Annotated in this window: 1 protein-coding gene and 1 pseudogene; both read left to right on the forward strand. The window is 69.9% G+C overall.

All coding sequences use genetic code 11. The features are described 5' to 3' along the window. The first annotated feature begins 27 nt into the window (after positions 1-27). Positions 28-18,525 (forward strand): type I polyketide synthase, encoded by an 18,498-nt coding sequence (locus tag ACIRG5_RS20220; protein WP_402906619.1) that lies wholly within the window; start codon positions 28-30, stop codon positions 18,523-18,525. A 37-nt stretch (positions 18,526-18,562) separates the two neighbouring features. Then, positions 18,563-23,686: pseudogene (locus ACIRG5_RS20225) on the forward strand (SDR family NAD(P)-dependent oxidoreductase); the annotation flags it as partial. Positions 23,687-23,831 lie beyond the last annotated feature (145 nt).

The raw sequence follows: 23,831 nt of genomic DNA on the forward strand, positions 1-23,831 counted from the left end.
GGGATTCGGACTGACGGAGCGCAGAGCATGAGCAACTCCAGTGAGAAGGTTGTCGAGGCGCTGCGTGCGGCCGTGAAGGAGGCCGACCGCCTGCGCCGCGCCAACCGGCAACTGGTGGCCGCGGCCGGCGAGCCGGTGGCGATCATCGGCATGGCCTGCCGCTTCCCCGCCGGAATCACGTCCCCGGAACAACTCTGGGACCTCGTGTCCACCGGCAGGGACGCGATCACGGGCTTCCCCGCCGACCGCGGCTGGGACGTGGACTCGTTGCTCGGCAGCGGTGTCGACGCCCGCGGCAACAGCGTGTCGGTGCAGGGCGGCTTCCTGCACGGCCTGGCCGACTTCGACCCGGCGTTCTTCGGCATCTCACCGCGCGAGGCGGTGACCATGGACCCGCAGCAACGTCTGTTGCTCGAAGTGTCCTGGGAAGCCCTCGAACGAGCCTGCCTGGACCCGTCCACTCTGCGCGGCTCCCGCACGGGCGTGTTCGTCGGCACCAACGGCCAGGACTACGAACACCTCCTGATCCGCGGCCTGGACGACGCGACGGGCGACGTCGGCACCGGCATCGCCGCCTCCGCCGAGTCGGGCCGGATCTCCTACGCGTTCGGCTTCGAGGGCCCGACCCTGACCGTCGACACGGCGTGCTCCTCGTCGCTGGTCTCCCTGCACCTGGCCGTGAACGCCCTGCGCGGCGGCGAGTGCACCCTGGCCCTGGCCGGCGGCGTGAACGTCATGTGCACGCCAGGCTCACTCGTCGAGTTCTCCCGCCAGGGCGGCCTGGCCCGCGACGGCCGCTGCAAGGCGTTCTCCGACGACGCGGACGGCACCGGCTGGTCCGAGGGCGTCGGCGTGCTGGCACTGGCCCGCCTGTCGGACGCTCAGGCTTCGGGCTACCCCGTTCTGGCCGTGGTGCGCGGTTCGGCCGTCAACTCCGACGGCGCCTCCAACGGCTTCACCGCCCCGAACGGCCGCGCCCAGCAACGCGTCATCCGCGCCGCCCTCGACCGCGCCGGGCTCGCACCGTCCGATGTGGACGTCGTCGAGGCTCACGGCACCGGTACCGCGCTGGGCGACCCGATCGAGGCCCGCAGCCTGCTGGCCGTGTACGGCGCCGATCGTCCTTCGCCGCTGCTGCTCGGCTCCGTGAAGTCGAACATCGGCCACACCCAGGCCGCCGCCGGTGTCGCGGGCATCATCAAAATGGTGCAGGCGATGCAGCACGGCGTCGTGCCCGCCACCCTGCACGTGTCCCGCCCCTCCACACACGTCGACTGGTCCGCCGGTGATGTCTCCCTGGTGACCACGGCTCGCTCGTGGCCGGAGTCTGATCGTGCGCGGCGTGCCGCCGTGTCGTCGTTCGGCGTGTCCGGCACCAACGCCCACGTGATCATCGAGGCCGCCCCGAGCGCTCCGGAATCGTCAGCCACCCCAGGCGAAACCGGCGCGGCACGCCCCGTACCGCTCGTCGTGTCGGCCAAGTCCGAAACCTCCCTGCGTGCCCAGATCGACCGCATCCGCACCCACCCTGGCGACCCGCGCGACATCGGCCACTCCCTCGTCACCACCCGCACGCTCTTCGAACACCGTGCCGTCCTCCTGGCCGGCACCGAGATCACCGGCCAGGCCAAGCGCACCGAACTCGCGATGCTCTTCACCGGCCAAGGCGCCCAACGCCTCGGCATGGGCAAGCAACTCCACGCCCGCTACCCCGTGTTCGCACAAGCCTTCGACGCCTGCACCACCCCCGAACTCAGACAGATCATCTGGGGCGACGACGAGGACCTGCTCAACCAGACCGGCAACGCCCAACCGGCGCTGTTCGCGTTCGAAGTGGCGCTCTACCGCCTCCTGGAACACTTCGGCGTCGAACCAGCCCACCTCGCCGGCCACTCCATCGGCGAGATCGCCGCCGCACACGTCGCCGGTGTCCTCAGCCTCGACGACGCCAGGACCCTCGTCACCGAACGCGCCCGCCTCATGCAGGCCCTCCCCCGGACCGGCGCGATGGTCGCCGTCCAAGCCTCCGAAGCCGACGTCACGCCGCACCTCACCGGCAACGTCAGCATCGCCGCCGTCAACGGCCCCGCCTCTGTCGTCATCGCGGGCGACGAGGAAGCGACCCTCGAACTCGCCCAGCGCTGGAAGCACAAGCGGCTCCGGGTGTCGCACGCGTTCCACAGCACGTTGATGGAACCGATGCTCGCCGACTTCCGCGAAGTCATCGGCACGCTCACCTTCCGCGAGCCGCAGATCCCCGTCCACGGTGCCGACGTCACCAATCCCGAGTACTGGGTGCAGCACGTCCGCAACACGGTCCGCTTCAACGACAACGTCCAAGCCCTGCAGGGCAAGACGTTCCTGGAAATCGGCCCGGACGGCGTCCTCGCCGCGCTGGTCGAGGACGCCATTCCGACGATTCGCAAGGACCGCGACGAGGTAGAGGCGTTCGAAACCGCCCTGGCCCGCCTGCACGTCAGCGGCACGCGAGTCGACTGGCTGCCCTGCTACCCCGGCGGCAGACGCGTCGACCTGCCCACCTACGCCTTCGAGCACGCGCCGTACTGGCCGTCGGTCTCGGTCAGCGCGGGCGACGCCACCGGACTCGGCCTCTCCCCCGCCGGGCACCCGTTGCTCGGCGCGGCCATGACCGTCGCCGGGTCGGGCGAACTGATCCTCACCGGCACGCTGTCCGGAGCGCAGTGGCCCGCCTTCCCGACCGCCGGCTTCGTCGAGCTGGCACTGAAAGCGGCAGACCTCACCGACCACGGCGCCGTCGAGGAACTCACCATGATCGAGCCGTTGCGGTTGGCAGGCAACGGTTCCGTGCAGGTCCAGCTCCACGTCGGCACCGACGGCCGTTTCGCCCTGCACTCCCGCGCCGACCAGCAGGACTGGGTGAAGCACGCCGAAGGCGGGCTCGGCACCGGCACGCAGCCCGAGAACATCGCCGTGTGGCCGCCGAAGGGCGCGCAGGTCGTCGACAGCTCCCACGACGAGAGCCTCCGCGCGGTCTGGCGGCGGAAGGACGAGATCTTCGCCGAGGTCGCGTTGTCCAGCGACGCCACGGGTTTCGGCATCCACCCGGCCCTGCTGGACGCCGCCCTGAACGCCGCGTCCTTCCTCGGCGTCGAAGGCGAAGCCGCGGACTGGCGTTCGGTCACCCTGCACGCCACGGGCGCCGAACTCCTCCGCGTCCGTCTGTCCGAAAAGGACGGGAAGGTTCGGCTCACCGCCGCCGACGCCAACGGGGACGCGGTCCTGGACGCCTCCATCTCGTTCCGCGAGTTGAAGGCGACGCACCGCACCGAGCTGTACCGGCTCGACTGGGTCCCGATCGAGGTCCACGGCGCGAACGACTGGGCTGTGCTCGGCGAGGACCTCCTCGAACTCGGTGTTCCGGTCGTGGACTCGTTGGCGGGCGAGTCCACACCGGACACCGTCCTCGTGCCGGTCACCGATTCCTGGCAGGCTCTGCTGCTGATCCAGGAGTCGCTCCTGACCAACTCCCGGCTGGTGTTCGTCACGCGAGGCGCCCTGTCCGGGGACGATCTGGCGGGCGCGGCCGTGTGGGGCCTGGTGCGGTCGGCGCAGGTCGAGCACCCCGGCCGGTTCCTGCTGCTGGACGTCGAGGACTCCCTCCCGGACGGCCTGGCGGCACTCTTCGACCTCGGCGAAACCCAGGCCGTCGTCCGCGACGGCGAGGTGCGCGTCGGCCGGTTCAGCCGCGCCGCCGGACACACCGCCGAGCACTCGTGGAACGGCACTGTCGTGGTCACGGGCGACTTCCCCGAGATCGAACAGCACGTCGGAGCTCTCCCAGGGGTGCGCAGGGTCGTCACGGTCACCGACTGGGACTCACTTCCCGAACTCCTGTCCACTGTGGATGATCTGGCCGCGGTCGTGCACGCGGCCGATCTCCAGGACGACGGTGTCGTCGGCGCCCTGACACCGGACCGCCTCGACACCGTCTTCCAGGCCAAGGCCGACACGGCGTGGCTGCTGCACACGCTGTGCGGTGACGTTCCGTTCGTCGTGCTGACGTCGATCGCCGAGGTCGTCGGCGCGGTCGGCAAGGGCGCCCACGCCTCCGCGAACAGCTACCTCGAAGCCCTCGCCGCCCATCGCCGCGGTCTCGGCCAGCCGGGCCTGGCGCTCGCGATGGACACCTGGGATCCGGCTCTGTTCGACGCCGCCATCAGGACCGACGAGGCGTTCCTCGCGCCGTTCGTCCCCGAGCGCGCCCGCCCCGGACGACGCACCGCCTCCAACGCCCGCAGCGGCGGCCTGGCGTTGAAGCTCACGGGCCTGCCCTCCGCCGACCGGCTGCCGTTCGTGGTCGAGGTGGTCCGCGAGGAGGCCGCGAAGGTCATCCACGCCGACGGGATCGCGGAGGACAGGGAGTTCCGCGCGCTCGGCTTCGACTCGCTGACCGCCATCGAACTGCGCAACGCTCTCGCTCTCGCCACCGGCCTTGCGCTGCCCGCGACGCTGATCTTCGACTACCCGACCCCGCGGACCGTGGCCGAGCACCTCCTCGCCGAACTGACCGGCGAGGGGCTCTCCGACGACGTCGTCGCCCAGGGCCAGGCCGATCTCGACGACCCGATCGTGATCGTCGGCATGGCCTGCCGCCTGCCCGGCGACGTGAACTCGCCGGAAGACCTCTGGCAGTTGCTCGTCACCGGCGGCGACGGCGTCACGACGTTCCCCCACGACCGCGGCTGGGAGGCCGAGGCGATGGGCGGCACCGTCGAGGGCGGCTTCCTGCACGGCGCGACGCAGTTCGACGCGGGCTTCTTCGGCATCTCCCCGCGCGAGGCCCTCGCGATGGACCCGCAGCAACGCCAGCTCCTCGAAGTCGCCTGGGAGGCCGTCGAACGCGCCGGTATCGACGCGACGTCGTTGCGCGGTACTAGAACCGGCGTCTACATCGGCACGAACGGCCAGGACTACACCAACCTGATCCTGCGCTCCCGCAACGAGGTCGAGGGCCACGCGTCAACGGGCCTGTCGTCGGCGGTGATCTCCGGCCGCCTCTCCTACACCTTCGGCCTCGAAGGCCCCGCCCTCACCGTCGACACCGCCTGCTCGGCCTCCCTGGTCGCCCTGCACCTGGCCGCGAACTCGATCCGCTCCGGCGAGACGACGATGGCACTGGTCGGCGGCGTGACCGTGATGTCGACCCCGATGAGCTTCGCCGGCTTCAACGCCCAGGGTGGCCTGGCCGGCGACGCGCGCTGCCGCTCGTTCTCCGAGGACGCCAACGGCACTGGCTGGGCGGAAGGCGTCGGCGTGCTGGTGATCGAACGCCAGTCCGACGCCCTGCGCTACGGCCACCAGATCCTCGCAGTCGTGCGCGGCTCGGCGATCAACCAGGACGGCGCCTCGAACGGCCTGACCGCCCCGAACGGCCCTGCGCAGCAACGCGTGATCCGCCAGGCCCTCGCCAACTCCGGTCTGTCCACTTCGGACGTGGATGCCGTGGAGGCCCACGGCACCGGCACCGTCCTGGGCGACCCGATCGAGGCCCAGGCCCTGCTGGCAACCTACGGCCAGAACCGTTCTGAACCGCTCCTGCTGGGTTCCATCAAGTCGAACATCGCCCACGCCCAGGCCGCCGCCGGTGTCGCGGGTGTGATCAAGCTCGTGCTGTCGCTGCGCAACGGCGTGCTCCCGCGAACCCTGCACGTGACGTCGCCGACCTCGCACGTGGACTGGTCGGCGGGCAACGTGTCGCTGCTGACCGAGAACACCCCATGGCCCGTGGTGGACCGCCCTCATCGCGCCGGCATCTCGTCGTTCGGCCTGTCCGGCACCAACGCCCACGTGATCATCGAGGCCGCTCCGAGCGCTCCAGAATTGTCAGACCTGCCTGAGATGATTGGGATGGGGGGTAGTTCCCCCCAGGGGGTCGGCCAATCCGAATCGATCCCGAAGAGCGCGACGGGCGTGAAGGGCGTGACGGGCGCGGCAGGCACCCCGAAATCGACGAGCCCGGCGCCGTTGCTCGTGTCGGCGAAGTCGCCCGAAGCCCTCCAAGCCCAGATCGACCAGATCAACGCCCTCGTACAGAGCGGCGCGAACCCACACGACGTCGCCTACTCCCTGCTGCACCACCGCGTGACGTTCGACCATCGCGCCGTGCTGCGAGACGGCGCGACACTGGCAGAAGGCGTCGCCACCCCCAAAACGCTCGCAATCCTGTTCAGCGGTCAAGGCGCCCAACGCCTCGGCATGGGCAAAGAGCTGTACGAAACCCAGCCGGTCTTCAAAGCCGCGCTCGACGAAGTCGCCCAGCACCTCGACGTCACACCGGTCATGTGGGGCGACGACCCCGACGCGCTCAACCAGACCGGCAACGCACAGCCCGCCCTGTTCGCCTTCGAGGTCGCCCTCTACCGCCTCGCCGAAAGCACCGGCATCACCCCGAAGTTCCTGGCGGGCCACTCGGTAGGCGAGATCGCCGCCGCACACGCCGCCGGCGTCCTCACCCTCGAAGACGCCGCCAAACTGGTAGCAGCACGCGCCCGCCTCATGCAGGCCCTCCCGCAGACCGGCGCGATGATCGCGATCCAGGCCACCGAAGCCGAGATCAGCCCGCACCTCACCGAGAACGTCTCCATCGCCGCCGTCAACGCGGAGAACTCCGTCGTCATCGCGGGCGACGACCACGAAACGCAGCGGATCACCGACCGCTTCAAAGACCGCAAGACCACTCGCCTCAAGGTCAGCCACGCGTTCCACAGCCCGCTGATGGAACCGATGCTCGAAGACTTCCGCGAAGCCATCACCACACTCACCTTCCACCAGCCCCAGATCCCGATCCACACGCAGGCGGACGTCACCGACCCCGAGTACTGGGTGCGGCACGTCCGCGACACAGTCCGCTTCCACGGCAACGTCGAAGCCCTGAAAGCCAAGGGCGCCAACGCGTTCCTGGAGATCGGCCCCGACGGCGTCCTGAGCGGCCTCACCGGCGCCATCCCCGCCCAGCGCCGCGACCGGACCGAGACCGACGCGTGGCTGACCGCTCTGGCCCGCCTGCACGTCATCGGCGTCAAGATCGACTGGCAGCTCGACGGCCGCACGATCGACCTGCCCACCTACCCGTTCCAGCACGAGCGCCACTGGCCGGAGATCGCCCAGGCACCGGCGGCCGGCCGCGACCCGATCGACGCCGAGTTCTGGGCCGCCGTCGAGCAGCAGGACGCCACCCAGCTCGCCACGACGCTCGACATGGAACCGGAGACCTGGGCCGGCGTGCTGCCAGGCCTGTCCGCGTGGCGGCAGAGGCGATCCGCGAGGTCCACTGTGGACTCGTGGCTGCACGAAGAGTCGTGGACGCCCCTGACCGGTCTCAAACCGGCGCAAGGCTCGTGGTTCGTCGCGGTGCCGATGTCGCTGTCCGAGGACGGCTGGGTGCGCACGTTGCTGGCTTCCCTCGGCGACGACGTCACGGTGCTCGAAGTGGCGTGGGCCGACCGCGAGTACCTGACCGGGCAGCTGGTCGAGTTCAACCAGAAGCGCTACACGGGCGTGATCTCGTTGCTGGCGCTGGACGATCTCGACGAACTGGCCCCGGTCGTCGGCACGACCGCGCTCATCCAGGGGCTGGGCGACGTGGACATCAACGCGCCGTTGTGGGTCATCACCCGCGGTGCGGTGTCGACCGGACGCCACGACCTGCTCACGCAACCGTGGCAGACCGGCGTGTGGGGCCTGGGACGCGTCGCGTCGCTGGAGTACCCGCAGCGCTGGGGCGGTCTGATCGACCTGCCGGACGACATCGACGACCGCGTCGCGCACCGGTTCACCTGCGTGCTGTCCAGCGACGAGGACCAGACCGCCGTCCGCTCCGCCGGGGTGTTCGGCAGGCGTGTCGTCGTTGGCGCGCAAGCGAACGGGGTCGAGTGGACGCCCGCCGGAACCGTGGTGATCACCGGTGGTACCGGTGCTCTCGGTGCGCACTTGGCACGTGACTTCGCCCAGCGCGGAGCCGCGAAGATCGTCCTGGTCAGCAGGCGCGGCCCCGGCTCCCCCGGCGCGACGGACCTCCAGGCCGAGATCACCGCGCTCGGAGCGGAAACCGTTGTCGTGGCCTGTGATGTCTCCGACCGGGAGGCCGTCGCCGAGCTGCTGACGCAGGACGTCAAGGCCGTCGTGCACGCGGCCGGTGTGCTCGACGACATGATGTTCGACAGCCTGACGCCCGACGCGTTCACGAAGGTGTTCGAGTCGAAGGTGAACTCGGCGTTCGTGCTCGACGAACTGACGCGCGGCATGGACCTCGACGCGTTCGTTCTGTTCTCGTCGGTCGCGGGCTCGGTCGGCAACATGGGCCAGGGCAACTACGCCGCCGCGAACTCCGTGCTCGACGCGATCGCCCAGCAACGCCGCCAGGCGGGCCGGGCCGCCACGTCGATCGCCTGGGGCGCCTGGGCGGGTGACGGTATGGCGGGCGACGACCGCGTCGCCGAGCACATCAAGCAGGTCGGTGCGGCGTCGCTGGCCCCGGAGCTCGCGATCAGCGCGCTGCGTCACCTCGTCGCGCACGGCACGGCCACCGCGGTCGTCGCGGACCTGCGCGCGCCGCAGCTGCTGATGGCGTTGCTGAGCCTGCGCCCGACGCCGGTGATGTCGGAACTGCCCGGTGCCCGCGAGGCGCTGGACGAACTCGCCGCCGCCCGGGCCGAGAGCGACTCGGCGGCTGCGGAGTTCCGGCGTTCACTGCGTTCCCTGCCCGCCGGCGAACGCGTCGCCCCGGTGCTCGACCTCGTCCGCACGCGTGCGGCGGTGGTGCTCGGGCACGCGGGCAAGGAGGCGGTCGCGTCCGACAAGGCGTTCCGCGACATCGGTTTCGACTCGCTGACCGCCGTCGACCTGCGCAACCACCTCTCCTCGATCACGGGACTCGCGCTGCCCGCCAGCCTGGTGTTCGACTACCCGACACCGCTGGCGCTCGCGGAGTTCCTGCTGGACGAACTCCTCGGAGACACCTCCGTGGTCGCCGAGGAGCACGTTCGTGTCGACGGCACCGACGACATCGCGATCGTCGGCATGGCATGCCACTTCCCAGGCGGCATCGACTCGCCGGACGACCTGTGGCGTGTGCTGATGGCGGGCGAGGACGTGATCACGTCCTTCCCGGCGGACCGCGGCTGGGACACGACCGAACCCATCCGCGGCGGCTTCCTGAACGGTGCCGCGGACTTCGACGCGTCCTTCTTCGGCATCTCCCCCCGCGAAGCCCTCGCGATGGACCCACAGCAACGCCTCCTGCTCGAAACCTCCTGGGAGGCCTTCGAACGCGCAGGCATCGACCCCGCTTCGCTGCGAGCCTCACGGACCGGCGTCTTCGTGGGCACCAACGGCCAGGACTACCAACACGTGGTGATGGCCTCCAACGAAGACCTCGAAGGCCACGCGGGCACCGGCCTGGCCGCGTCGGTGATCTCGGGTCGCATCTCCTATGCACTGGGCCTCGAAGGACCTGCCGTCACCGTCGACACCGCCTGCTCCTCTGCCCTGGTAGCGCTGCATCTCGCCGCCCAGTCACTGCGCGGCGGCGAATGCTCCCTGGCCCTGGCCGGCGGCGTCACGGTCATGGCGACCCCGACCTCGTTCTCCGGCTTCTCCCGCCAGGGCGGACTCGCGCAAGACGGCCTGTGCAAGGCGTTCTCCGACTCCGCGGACGGCACGGTCTGGTCAGAAGGCGCAGCCGTCCTGGTGGTAGAGCGCCACTCCGACGCTGTCGCCGCGGGACATCCGGTGCTGGCACTGGTCCGCGGTTCCGCGTTCAACTCCGACGGCGCCTCCAACGGCCTCACCGCCCCGAACGGCCCCTCTCAGCAACGCGTGATCCGCGCGGCCCTCGCCTCGGGCGGCCTGACGGTGTCCGAGGTGGACGCCGTCGAGGCCCACGGCACCGGCACCGTCCTGGGCGACCCGATCGAGGCGCACGCGCTGCTGGCCACCTACGGCCAGAACCGCGCCGAACCGCTGCTGCTCGGCTCGGTGAAGTCCAACCTGGGCCACACGCAGGCGGCAGCGGGCGCGGCGGGCGTCATCAAGATGGTGCTGGCGATGCACCACGGCCAACTCCCCCGCACCCTGCACGTCACCTCGCCGTCGTCCCACATCAACTGGTCGACAGGCGCCGTCGAACTCCTGACCTCCACGACCGCCTGGCCGACGGTGGACCGTCCCCGCCGCGCGGGCGTCTCGTCGTTCGGCATCAGCGGAACGAACGCACACGTGATCTTGGAAGCGCCGAGCGCGCCAGACACGGCGGGCACGCTGGGCGCGGCGAGCGCGGTGCCGTTGCTCGTGTCGGCGAAGTCGGCGGGCTCGCTGCGTGCTCAGGTCGAGCGGATCAAGGCCGTCCTCGCCACCGGCGCGAACCCGCTCGACGTCGCCCACACCCTGTCGAAGCGGTCGCGGTTCGCCCACCGCGCGGTCCTGATCGACGGCGAGGAAGTCGCGAACGGCGTCGCCGGCGACCACACGCTCGCGGTGCTCTTCTCCGGGCAGGGCTCGCAGCGCCTCGGCATGGGCAAGGAGCTGTACGAGCGGTTCAGCACCTTCGCGGACACGTTCGACGCCGTCCTCGCCCACTTCGAACCGGGCCTGCGCGACCTCGTCTGGGGAACCGACGCCGACGCGCTCGACCAGACCGGCAACGCGCAGCCCGCGCTGTTCGCGTTCGAGGTGGCGTTGTTCCGGCTGCTGGAGGAGTTCCGGATCAAGCCCGCCCACGTCGCGGGCCACTCCATCGGTGAGATCGCGGCGGCGCACGTCGCCGGCGTCCTGAGCCTCGAAGACGCCGCCGAGCTCGTCCAAGCACGCGCCCGCCTCATGCAGGCCCTCCCGCGGACCGGCGCGATGATCGCCGTCCAAGCCACCGAGGCCGAGGTCACGCCGCATCTCACCGCGAACGTCTCCATCGCTGCCGTCAACGCTCTCAACTCCGTCGTCATCGCCGGCGACGAGCAAGAAGCCGAAGCCATCGCCGCCAACTGGAAGCACAAGCGACTCCGCGTCAGTCACGCGTTCCACTCGCCGTTGATGGAGCCGATGCTCGATGACTTCCGCGAGGCGATCAGCGGACTCACGTTCCACGCGCCGGTTGTAGGAATGTCAACATCCGGACAGCCCGACACCGTCGACTACTGGGTGGACCACGTCCGTGACACGGTCCGGTTCCACGACAACGTCCAGGCGCTCAGAAACAAGGGCGTCACGCGGTTCATCGAGGTCGGACCGGACAGCGTCCTGTCCGCGCTCGTCAACGGCGTGCCGACGTCGAGGCGCGACAGGACTGAACTGCACAGCTTGATGACTGCACTCAGTCAAGTACATGTTGACGGAATCAATGTTGACTTGACTCAGATGTTGATTCGAGGTGTACAAATCAACATCCCGACGTACGCCTTCGAGCGCGAGCGGTTCTGGCCGAAAGCATCCGTCGGCGGCCGGACAGGCGACCTCACGGCCTATGGCCTCGCATCGGGCGGACACCCGCTTCTCGGCGCGGCGGTCACCGTCGCGGGCACCGACGAACTGGTGCTCAGCGGACGGCTCGCGAAGGCGACGCATCCGTGGCTCGGCGAGACGTTCCCGGCGACCGGGTTCCTGGACTTCGTGATCCGCGCGGGCGACCTCGTCGGCTGCGATCGCGTCGAACACCTCATCACGGCCGTGCCGTTGCATCTGCCGGAACGTGACGCCGTCGCCGTACAGGTGCGCGTCGGACCACCGCAGGACGGCAAGCGCACGGTGAGCGTGCACGCCCAGCACGGCGACACCTGGGTCGAGCACGCCACCGGCACGCTCACCACCGAGCCCTACCACGCGGCGTTCAGTGGCGACGGCGTCGAGGTCGAACTGCCCGAAGGTGTGGACGACGCCGCCACGTTCGGTGTGCATCCGTTGTTGTTGGCGCAGGCCCTCGAAGGAACGAGCGAACTGCTCGGTGAGGGCGTGCCGTTCGAGTGGCGGGACGTGTCGCTGCACGCCATCGGCCCGGAACGGCTGAAGGTCCAGCTCACGCGCAACGGCGACGCCGTCGAGGTCGCGGCCGCCGACATCGAGGGCAACCCCGTGTTGTCCGTGCGCGCGTTGACTGTGCACGTGCCTGAGGTCCCGCAGGACCAGCGGGTGCGTGAGGCGTTGTTCCAGGTGAACTGGGTGCCGGCGAAGCTCGGCGAGGCGTCCGAGATCAACGCCCGGATCGTCGAGATCCAGGGCGGCGTCGACGCCGAGGCCGCACACCGGGCGACGATCGAGGCGTTGGAGGTTCTGCAGAACGCCGACGAGCGGACGGTGTTCGTCACGCGGGGCGCGCAGGAGCCGGTCCGCGATCTTGGTGCGGCTGCGGTCTGGGGCCTCGTGCGGGCCGCACAAGCCGAGGACCCCGGACGTTTCCTGCTGATCGACCTCGACGAGTCGAGCGCCGTCGAACCCGGCATGCTCATGAGCGAAGAACAGCAGCTCGTCGTCCGGGACGGCGTCGCCCACGCCGGACGGCTGGCACGCCTGGGCGAGCACGAGACGCGGCCCGTCGACTGGTCCGGCACCGTGCTCATCACCGGCGGTACCGGTGGCCTGGGCGCGGAACTGGCACGGCACCTCGTCGCGTCCGGAGCGCGGAGCCTGCTGCTCCTGAGCCGGCGCGGACCCGACTCCCCCGGTGCGTTGGAGCTGCAGGCGGAGCTGATCGCGCACGGTGCCATCGTCACGATCGCCGCCTGCGACGTGGCCGACCACGACGCGCTGGCCGCCGTCCTCAACGGGCACGACGTGACCACCGTCGTGCACACAGCGGGCGTGCTCGACGACGGCGTGATCGCGTCGATGACCCCCGAGAGACTGACGAAGGTGCTGCGGCCCAAGGTGGATGCCGCGTGGAACCTGCACTCGCTCGTCCCGGAGGCGCAATTCGTCCTGTACTCGTCGGTGTCCGGCGTCCTCGGCACCGCCGGCCAGGGCAACTACGCGGCGGGCAACGCGTTCCTCGACGCGCTGGCCCAGTACCGGCGTTCGCTGGGGCTGCACGCGGTGTCGCTGGCGTGGGGCGCGTGGACGTCCGACGTCGGCATGACCGGGCAGATGGACGCGGCGGCGTTCGAACGGCTCGAGAAGTCCTCGATGCCGCCGCTCTCGCTGGAACTCGGCCTGGCCCTGTTCGACGCGGCGGTCACGGTCGACGCGGCGCAGGTGGTGCCCGCACGGGTCATCAGCGGCACCACGAACGGCATGGTGCCACCGCTGCTGCGCGACCTCGTGCGCGGCGGACGCCGAACCGCGACGAACCGCTCCGACGTGCAGATCAGCCCGAACGGCCTCGTGGACCTGGTGCTGGCCGAAGCCGCCGCCGTCCTCGGCCACGGATCCGCGGCGACGATCGACGCCGGGTTGGAGTTCAGCCAGCTCGGGTTCGACTCGCTGACGTCCGTGGAGCTGCGCAACCGCCTCGACGCGGCCACCGGCCTCACGCTCCCGGCGACGCTCGTCTTCGACTACCCGACCCCTCAGGCGCTCGCCGACCACCTGGCCGTCGAGATGTTCGGCGGCACCACCGAGGCCGAGTCGTTCGCGGGCGCCGTCAGCGACGAGCCGATCGCGATCGTGGGCATCGGCTGCCGGTTCCCCGGCGACGTCCTGAGCCCCGACCAGCTCTGGGACCTGGTGGCGGCCGGACGGGACGCGATCAGCGGCTTCCCGGCGGACCGCGGCTGGGACACGAGCGTGGTCGGCGACGGCGCCGGGCAGTCGGTGACCGGCCACGGCGGCTTCCTGAACGGCATCGCGGATTTCGACCCGGCGTTCTTCGGCATCTCCCCGCGCGAGGCCGTCGCGATGGACCCGAACCAGCGCCTCGTCCTCGAAACCGCCTGGGAGGCCCTCGAACACGGCGGCCTCGACCCGCTGGCCCTGCGCGGCTCGCGCACCGGCGTCTTCCTCGGCGCCGGCGGCCTCGAGTACGGCCAGCTGGTGATCAACTCCGAGCAGGCCCGCGAAGGCTTCTCCAGCACCGGAACGTCCCCGAGCGTCGTATCCGGCCGCCTCTCTTACGTACTCGGTCTGGAAGGACCGTCGATCACGGTCGACACCGCGTGCTCGTCGTCGTTGGTGGCGCTGCACATGGCCGTGTCCGCCCTACGGAACGGCGAGTGCACTCTGGCGCTCGCCGGCGGCGTGCAGACGTTGGTGTCGCCGGGCACGTTCATGGAGTTCAGCCAGCAGGGCGGCCTCGCGCGTGACGGCCGTTGCAAGGCGTTCTCCGATTCCGCCGATGGCACCGCATGGGCCGAGGGCGTCGGCCTGCTCGTGGTCGAGCGGCTGTCCGATGCACTGGCTCAGGGCCACGAGGTGCTCGCGGTCGTGCGCGGTTCCGCAGTGAACTCGGACGGCGCCTCCAACGGCCTGACCGCGCCCAACGGCCCGTCGCAGCAACGTGTGATCCGTGCGGCGCTCGCTGCCGCCGGGTTGTCGACGTCCGATGTGGACGCCGTGGAGGCGCACGGCACCGGCACGGCCTTGGGCGATCCGATCGAGGCGCAGGCGCTGCTCGCGACCTACGGCCAGGACCGCTCCGAACCGCTGCTGCTGGGTTCGCTGAAGTCGAACATCGGCCACTCGCAGGCCGCGTCGGGCGTCGCGTCGGTGATCAAGATGGTGATGGCGATGCGGCACGGCGTCCTGCCGCGCACGCTGCACGTCACCTCGCCGTCGTCGCACGTGGACTGGTCGGCGGGGTCGGTGTCGCTGCTGACCTCGGCGACCGCGTGGCCCGCGGTGGACCGGCCTTGGCGCGCGGGTGTGTCGTCGTTCGGCATCAGCGGCACGAACGCTCACGTGATCTTGGAGGCGCCGGCCGCGGGGATCCCCCCAATTTCCAGCGTACCGCCCGCAAGCGCTGGTCAGAGGGGCGCGCTGGAATCTGTGGACAACTCAGCACCTGTGGACAACTCGCCACTTGTCGATCTTGCCGACTCGGGTTTGTCCGTCTCTCGTGCGACGATTGGAGTGGGGACTTCGCGTCCCCCCAAGGGGGCTCCGTTCGTTTTTTCGGCGAAGTCCTCCGATGCGGTGCGCGCGCAGATCGAGCGGATCACCGACTTCAGCACGCGGACCGGGGCGAGCGCGCAGGACATCGGGTTCTCGTTGCTCGGCCGGTCGCGCTTCGACCACCGGGCGGTCCTGCTCGACGGCGCGGAAATCGCCACTGGACAGGCAAGCAAGAAGAAGCTCGCGATGCTCTTCTCCGGGCAAGGTTCGCAGCGGCTCGGGATGGGCCGGGAGCTGTACGAGCGGTTCGCAGCATTCGCAGCAGCGTTCGACGCGGTCGATCGACAACTCCAGATCCGCGACATCGTCTGGGGCGCGGACGAAGCCGAACTGAACAGCACGGCCAGGACGCAGCCCGCGCTGTTCGCGATCGAGGTCGCCCTGTACCGGCTCGCGGAGAGCTTCGGCGTCAAGGCCGATGTGGTCACCGGGCATTCGGTCGGCGAGATCGCGGCGGCGCACGTCGCCGGGGTGTTCAGTCTTGAAGACGCGGCGAAGCTCGTCCAAGCACGCGCGAACCTGATGCAGGCGTTGCCGGCCAACGGCGCGATGTTCGCGGTCAGGGCGAGCGAGAGCGACATCCTCAAGCACCTCAACGACGTCGTGTCCATCGCGGCGGTCAACGGGGAGAACGCCGTGGTCATCGCGGGCGACGAGGCGCAGGCGCGGAAGATCGCCGAGAACTGGGAGCACAGGCAGCTCAAGGTCAGTCACGCGTTCCACTCCCCGCTCATGGAGCCGATGCTCGACGACTTCCGCGAGGCCATCAAGCACATTCGTTTCCAGGAGCCGAAGATCCCGGTGCAGGCGACCGGCGACGTCACGACGGCTGAGCACTGGGTCCGGCACGTGCGGGACGCGGTGAGGTTCGCGGACAACGTTGCGCGCATCGGCGACGCCACGTTCCTGGAGATCGGGCCGGACGGGGTGCTGAGCGCGCTGGTCGACGGTGCGATTCCGGCGCTGCGCAAGGACAAGGACGAGGTCACGGCGTGGACCACGGCTCTCGCGAGGCTGTTCGTGCGGGGAGTGGACGTCGACTGGATGCCGTTCTTCCCCGAAAACAACAAGATCAAGCTGCCCACCTACCCGTTCCAGCACGAGCGGTACTGGCCCACGCCGCGCAAGAACGCCGGTGACGTCGCCGCGGTCGGACTTGGGCCGGTGGACCACCCGGTGCTCGGCGCCGCCATGACGCTCGCCGGGTCCGATGCCGTGGTGTTCACCAACAGGCTCACGGAAGACCATGCCGAGGCGGCCTTCGCGGAGATCGCGTTCCGGGCGGCCGACCAGGTCGGGTGCGGGCTCGTCGAGGAACTGGTCGTCAGCGGGCCGTTGACGGCGGGTGTGTTACAGGTGTCGGTTTCCGCGCTACAAGACGGCAAGCGGCAGCTCACCGTCCACACGCGACAGGGTGACGAGTGGGTGCTGCTGGCTAGTGGCGTACTCACGGAAGGTGAGTACGCGAGCGACTTCCGGGTCACCGAGTGGCCGCCGAAGGGCGCTGTCGAGATCGGGCAGAACACGTGGCAGCTCGGGGACGCGACGTTCGCCGAGGTGTCGCTGGAATCCGACGACGCCCACCAGTACGGCGTGCATCCCGAGCTCATCCAGAAGGCGATGCTCGGCGAGGACGTGCCGCTGGAGTGGCGGAGTCTGTCGCTGCACGCGATTGGCGCGTCGACGCTGAGGGTCCGGCATCTGGGTGGCTCGATCGATGCCGTTGACGGGCAAGGGGCGCCGGTCTTCTCGGCGCGGACGGTGGTCCTCGGCTCGCCGCTCACCAGGCGACAGCAACAGGATTCGCTGTTCCGGCTGGAGTGGGTGCCGGCGCTGCGGTTCACCGAGGCTGAAGCAGCGATCGTCGAGATCAGCGGTGGCGAGGACTACGTCGAGCAGGCCCATTCGCTTGCCGTGCAGGCACTCCACACGGTCCAGCAGGACGAGAGGGTCGTGTTCGTGAGGCGCGGCGACGACCTGGCGGCGTCGACGGTGTGGGGACTGGTCAGGTCGGCGCAGTCGGAGAACCCCGGACGGTTCCTGCTGGTCGACACCGACGACTCCGCGCCGCTGCCGATCGGCTTGCTGGACGCGGGCGAGACGCAGGCGCGAGTGAGGGACGGGCAGGTCCTCGTTGCTCGGCTCGCCCGCGTCACCGACACCGTCGAGACGGCGCGGTGGGATCCGGAGGGCACCGTGCTGATCACCGGCGGTACGGGTGGGCTGGGTGCGGAGCTGGCACGTCACCTCGTCGCGGCACGGCGCGCCAAGCGGCTGCTGCTGGTATCGCGGCGAGGGCCGGATGCGCCGGAAGCCGTTGCGTTGCAGGCGGAACTGACGGCGCACGGTGCGGACGTCACGATCGCCGCTTGTGACACCGCCGACCTCAAGGCGGTCAAGAAGGTGGTGAAGGGCGTCGCGCTGACGGCCGTCATCCACACGGCGGGTGTGCTCGATGACGGCATCATCGGGTCGCTGACGCCGGAGCGGCTCGCCACCGTTCTCAGGCCCAAGGTCAACGGCGCGTGGAACCTCCACGAGGCCACGAAGAAGCAGAAGCTCAAGGCGTTCGTGCTGTATTCGTCGGTCTCGGGCATCGTGGGTGCGCCGGGACAGGGCAACTACGCGGCCGCGAACGCGTTCCTCGACGCACTTGCCGTCCATCGGCGCGAGCAGGGACTTCCGGCGACGTCGTTGGCGTGGGGTCCGTGGGCGCAGTCGAGTGGCATGACGGCGCATCTGCAGGACGGCGCCTTGGATCGCATGGGACGGGGCGGGATGCCGCCGTTGAGCGTCGAGGAGGGCTTGCGGCTGTTCGACGACGCCACGTCACGCGACGAGGCGTTCCTGGTGCCGGCGCGGATCAGCACCGGGCGTTCGGACGGGCCGGTCGCGGCGGTGTTGCGCGGGCTGGTGCGCGGCGGCAAGCGGACGGCGGGCGGCGCGTCCACTGTGGACTACGGCGCGACGCTGGCGGCGTTGCCCGCGGAGGACCAGCTCCAGCACGTCCTCGATCTGGTGCGCGGGCACGCGGCCGGGGTGCTCGGGCACGGATCGCCCGCCGAGGTGCAGGCGGACAGGCAGTTCCGCGACCTCGGCTTCGACTCGCTGACCGCCGTGGAGCTGCGCAACAGCATCGCGGCCGCCACCGGGCTCAAGCTCGCGGCGACGCTCGTCTTCGACTACCCGACGCCCGCCGAACTGGCCGCGCACCTGCACGGCCTGCTGGTCGGCGCGCAGGACGAACGGCCCGCGCTCGCCTCCGAGCTCGACCAGGTGGAGATCGCGCTCGCCGCCGGAACGCCGGGTGTCGCGGCGCGGCTGCGCAAGCTGCTCGCCCAGTACGGCGGCACGGCCAAGAAAGAAGCCGCGCGCGATCGCCTCACCGAGGCCTCCGCGGACGACGTGTTCGCGTTCATCGACAACGAGCTCGGCCGACGCACCGAGCGCTGACCCACTTCACGACGGAAGGTTTCCGGCGATGCCGAACGAAGAGAAGCTCGTTGAGTACCTGAAGTGGGTCACGGCTGACCTGCACGAGACGCGTCAACGCCTGGAGGAGGTCGAGTCCGGGCGCCACGAACCGATCGCGATCGTCGGCATCGCGTGCCGCTTCCCCGGCGACGTGCGCTCCCCCGAGGACCTGTGGGACCTGGTCTCGGAGGGCCGTGACGCGATCACCGGGTTCCCGACCGACCGCGGCTGGGACCTGGGAACGCTGGCGGGCGGGGACTCCGCGACGTTGCAGGGCGGGTTCCTCTACGACGCGGCCGAGTTCGATCCCGGCTTCTTCGGCATCTCGCCGCGAGAGGCTCTCGCGATGGACCCTCAGCAACGGCTGCTGCTGCAGACGACGTGGGAGGCCATCGAACGTGCGGGCATCGACCCGGCATCGTTGCGTGGCAGCGAAACGGGCGTGTTCGTCGGCACGAACGGCCAAGATTACGGACACGTGCTGATCGCGTCGGAGGAGGACGTCGAGGGCCACGCCGGCATGGGCACGGCCGCAAGCGTCATCTCGGGCCGTATCTCGTACACGTTCGGTTTCGAGGGACCTGCCGTCACGATCGACACGGCGTGTTCTTCTTCTCTCGTCGGGTTGCACCTCGCTGCTGCTGCGCTGCGCAACGGCGAGTGCTCGCTCGCGGTCGCGGGTGGCGTCACGGTCATGGCCACGGCGTCGAACTTCGCCGGCTTCACGCGTCAGGGCGGACTTGCGGTTTCCGGGCGTTGCAAGGCCTTCTCCGATGACGCCGACGGGACCGGTTGGTCCGAAGGCGTTGGCGTGTTGTTGGTGGAGAAGCTTTCGGACGCACAGCGCAACGGACACCCCGTGCTCGCCGTGGTGGTGGGCAGCGCCGTCAACCAGGATGGCGCGTCGAACGGCCTCTCCGCGCCGAACGGTCCTTCGCAACGCCGGGTGATCCAGGCGGCTCTGGCATCGGCCGGGTTGGCGGCCGACGAGGTGGGCGCGGTCGAGGCGCACGGCACCGGGACCGTGCTGGGTGACCCGATCGAGGCGCAGGCGCTGCTCGCGACCTACGGCGCCGAACGGGCCGAGCCGCTGCGGCTGGGCGCGGTGAAGTCGAACATCGGGCACACGCAGGCGGCCGCGGGTGTGGCGGGCGTGATCAAGATGGTGATGGCGTTGCAGCGCGAGACGCTCCCCCGAACGCTGCACGTGAGCGCGCCGTCGTCGCACGTGGACTGGGCGGCGGGCAACATCGCGCTGCTGACCGAGGCCGAGCCGTGGCCGCGCGGGGAGCAGCCGCGACGGGCGGGGATCTCGTCGTTCGGCGTGTCGGGGACGAACGCGCACGTGATCATCGAGGAGGCCCCGAGCGCTCAGGAATTGTCAGACCTGCCTGAGATGATTGGGATGGGGGGCGGATCCCCCCAGGGGGCCGGCCAGTCGGGATCGATTCCGAATGGAGGGAAGGCATCGGCTGCCGACAGCGAACAAGGCGCGGTGTGCCCGTTCGGCTTCGGCGCGACCTCCACACCGGCGGACGAGGCTCCGCTGGTCGTGTCCGCGAAGTCCGCGAGCGCTCTGGAAGCGCGGGCCGGCCAGGTCCGCGAACTCATCGACAGCGGCGCGAACCCCGCAGACCTCGGCCACTCGCTCCTCACCACCCGATCCACCGGCTTCGAACACCGCGCCGTCCTCCTGAACGGCGTCACCCTCGCGAGCGGCCAGACCCAGCGCACACCGGTGGCCGCCCTCTTCAGCGGCCAGGGCGCCCAACGCCTCGGCATGGGCAAGGACCTCTACGAGACCTCCGACACCTTCCGCACCGCGTTCGACAACGTCGCCCAGCACCTCGACGTCGATCTCGACGACGCCATGTGGGGCACGAACGAGGAGGCGCTCAACCAGACCGGCACCACCCAGCCGGCCCTGTTCGCGCTGCAGGTGGCGTTGTACCGGCTCCTGGAGAGCTACGGCTTCAAGCCCGACCACGTCGCCGGCCACTCCATCGGCGAGATCGCGGCGGCACACGTCGCCGGCGTCCTCAGCCTCGAAGACGCCGCCACACTGGTCCAAGAGCGCGCACGTCTGATGCAGGCCCTTCCGCAGAACGGCGCGATGTTCGCCGTCAAGGCGACGGAAGCGGAAGTCAGGAAGCACCTCACGGCTCAGGTCGACATCGCCGCCATCAACGGCCCCAACGACATCGTCATCGCCGGGGAAGAAGCGGAGGTGATCGCACAGAACTGGGAGCACAAGCAGCTGCGGGTCAGCCACGCCTTCCACTCCCCGCTGATGGAGCCGATGCTCGACGACTTCCGCAACGCCATCGAACACATCACGCTCAACAAGCCGCGCATCCCCATCCACACCAGCGGCGACGTCACGACCACCGACTACTGGGTCGGCCACGTCCGCGACACGGTCCGCTTCACCGAGAACGTCCAGAAGATCGGCGAGGCCACGTTCGTCGAGATCGGCCCGACCGGAGTGCTCAGCGCACTCGTCGACGGCTGCATTCCGACGCTGCGCAAGGACAAGCCCGAACCGGCGGCGGTCCTCACCGCACTTGCCAAGCTCTACGTCAGCGGTGTGAACGTCAACTGGCGGAAGTTCTTCCCGCGCGGCACCAAGATCGCGCTGCCCACCTACCCGTTCGACACGCAACGGTTCTGGCCCCAGGGCGGCACCGCGCCGAGCGGACCGGCCAAGTCCCAACCTGCCCTGCACGAGCTGCGGTGGATCGAAGCCACCGTCACCGCCAGTCCCATCGCGGCGGCCCGATGGGCGATCATCGGCGGGGACGAGTTCGACCTCGCGCACGTGCTCTACAGCGCCGGCCAGACCGTCACCGGGTACGGGGAGACGCTCGCCGAAGCCGCGAAGTCCACCAAGCCTGACGTGTTCATCGTGGCGGTCAGCGGTGACGGCACACCAGAAAGCACGCACGCGCAGACGCAACGCGTTCTCGCGATCCTCCAAGAGGCCAACGACTACAGCGCGCACATCGTGTTCGTCAGCGGAGAGAACGACGTCACCGCGGCCGCCACCGCAGGGCTCGTGCGCAGTGCGCAGATGGAGAACCCCGGCAGGTTCCTGCTGTTCGACACCGACGGACTGGACGTGTCCGGCGCGTTGCTGCCCAAGCTGGTGGCGTGGGACGAGCCGCACGTGAAGGTCCGCAATGGACAGACGACCGTGCCACGGCTTCAAGAAGCCCAGAAGACCGAGGACGTGCACGAGTGGGACCAGGACAAGACCGTCCTGATCACCGGCGGCACCGGCGGGCTCGGTGCCGAACTGGCGAAACACCTCGTCACCAGGCACAAGGTCAAGCACCTGCTCCTCGCCAGCCGTCGTGGCGAGGAGTCGCCGAAGGCCACCGAACTGCGTCAGCAGCTCGAAGCACAGGGCGCGACGGTCACGATCGCGGCGGCCGACGTCTCGAAGGCCGACGACGTCACCAGCCTCCTCAGCGCCGCGCAGAAACCGTTGCAGGCCATCATTCACACGGCGGGTGTGCTGGAGGACGGGCTGATCGACGCGCTCACGCCGGAGAGCGTCACGAACGTCCTCACGCCCAAGGTCGACGCTGCCTGGCACCTGCGCAACGCCACGGACGTCCCGCTCGTCCTCTACAGCTCGGTCTCGGGCGTGATGGGTGCGGCGGGACAGGGCAACTACGCGGCCGCCAACTCCTACCTCGACGCCCTCGCCCTGAGCACCGAGAACACCATCAGCCTCGCGTGGGGGCCGTGGGCGCAGGACTCCGGCATGACGGCCGGGCTCAGCCAGGCCGCGCTGGACCGGATGCAACGGTCGGGCATGCCACCGCTGGCCGTCGAGCAGGGCCTCGCGCTGTTCGACGCGGCACTCGCGCACCGCAAGCCCCTGCTGGTCCCTATCCACGTCGCCGCCCAGCGAGGCCCGGTCTCCAAACTGCTGGGAGGTAACGCGGAACAGCCGCAGGAGAAGGCCGCCGTCACGGTGCTGGACCGGCTGCGCAAGGCCCCACCGGCAGAACGCGAGGTCATGGTCCGCGACCTCGTCACCGGCACGAGCGCGGCACTCCTGGGCCACCCCGACCCGAGCGCGGTCGACCCGCACAAGGACTTCCTCGAACTCGGCTTCGACAGCCTCATCGCCGTCGAACTGCGCAACCAGCTCAACGAACTCCTCAGCCTCAAGCTCGCCGGAAGTGTCGTCTTCGACCACAAGACCCCGGCGAACCTGGCCCAGCACCTCGTCACCGAACTCGGCACCCTCCACAGTGGAGGTAGCACGGGCAACGGTGTCGAGGTGGCGGCGGAGGACACGGTGTTCGGGCTCTTCATGGAGGCCGTCACGAAGGGCAACGTCGCCGCCGGCCTGCAGATGCTCAAGGGCGTCGCGAACCTGCGCCCGATGTTCTCCTCCCCCGCCGAACTCGACGACCTGCCCGAGGCCGTCACGCTCGCGGACGGACCGAAGCTGCCCAAGCTCATCTGCATCAGCGCGCCCGGCGCGACGGCGGGCGTGCACATGTACGCGCGGCTCGCGGCTCACCTGCGAGGCAAACGGCAGGTCAGCGCGCTCCCGCTGGTCGGGTTCGGCGCCGGGGAACCACTGCCGAAGGACGCCGCCGCGGTCAACCGGTGGGTGGCCGAGGCGGTGCTGCACGCGAGCGACGGCGACCCGTTCGTGCTCGTCGGCCACTCCTCCGGCGGCACCCTCGCCTACCTCGCCGCGGGCGTCATCGAGGAGACGTGGGGCATCAAACCGGACGGCGTGATCATGCTCGACACGCTGAGCCTCAACTACGACAACCGCGAGGGCATGGACTTCGAGTCCGTCACCAGCAACTACTTCAACACGATGGACTCCCCCGCGGTCAACATGAACAGCGCGCGACTGTCCGCCATGGCCCACTGGTTCCCGCGCATCATCGACACCGGCATCCACACGACCGTGCCGAAACTGCTGGTCCGATGTGCGAACGAGGTGAGGGGCACGGATCTGGTGACCACGAACCAGGACGTCTCGGTGCCCGCGGACGACATCCGGCTCGTGGCCACCGACCACATGGCGATGGTGAAGGAGGACGCCCACCTCACCGCCGAGGTGATGGAGGACTGGCTCAAAGCCTTCCACCCCGTCACGTCCTGACGAGCAGGGCTTCTCGAACGGCAGCGGCCCGGCCGGCGGGACCGTCACGTCGAACAACGGCGTGCAACCCGCCGTCCGGCGCCGCGGACGGTCTGGATCACGTCACCGAGCCTCCGCCGGATCCGCGCGGAAGGGTCGCGCCGGG

The sequence above is a fragment of the Lentzea sp. NPDC102401 genome (genome assembly GCF_044765805.1).
GTDB lineage: Bacteria > Actinomycetota > Actinomycetes > Mycobacteriales > Pseudonocardiaceae > Lentzea > Lentzea sokolovensis.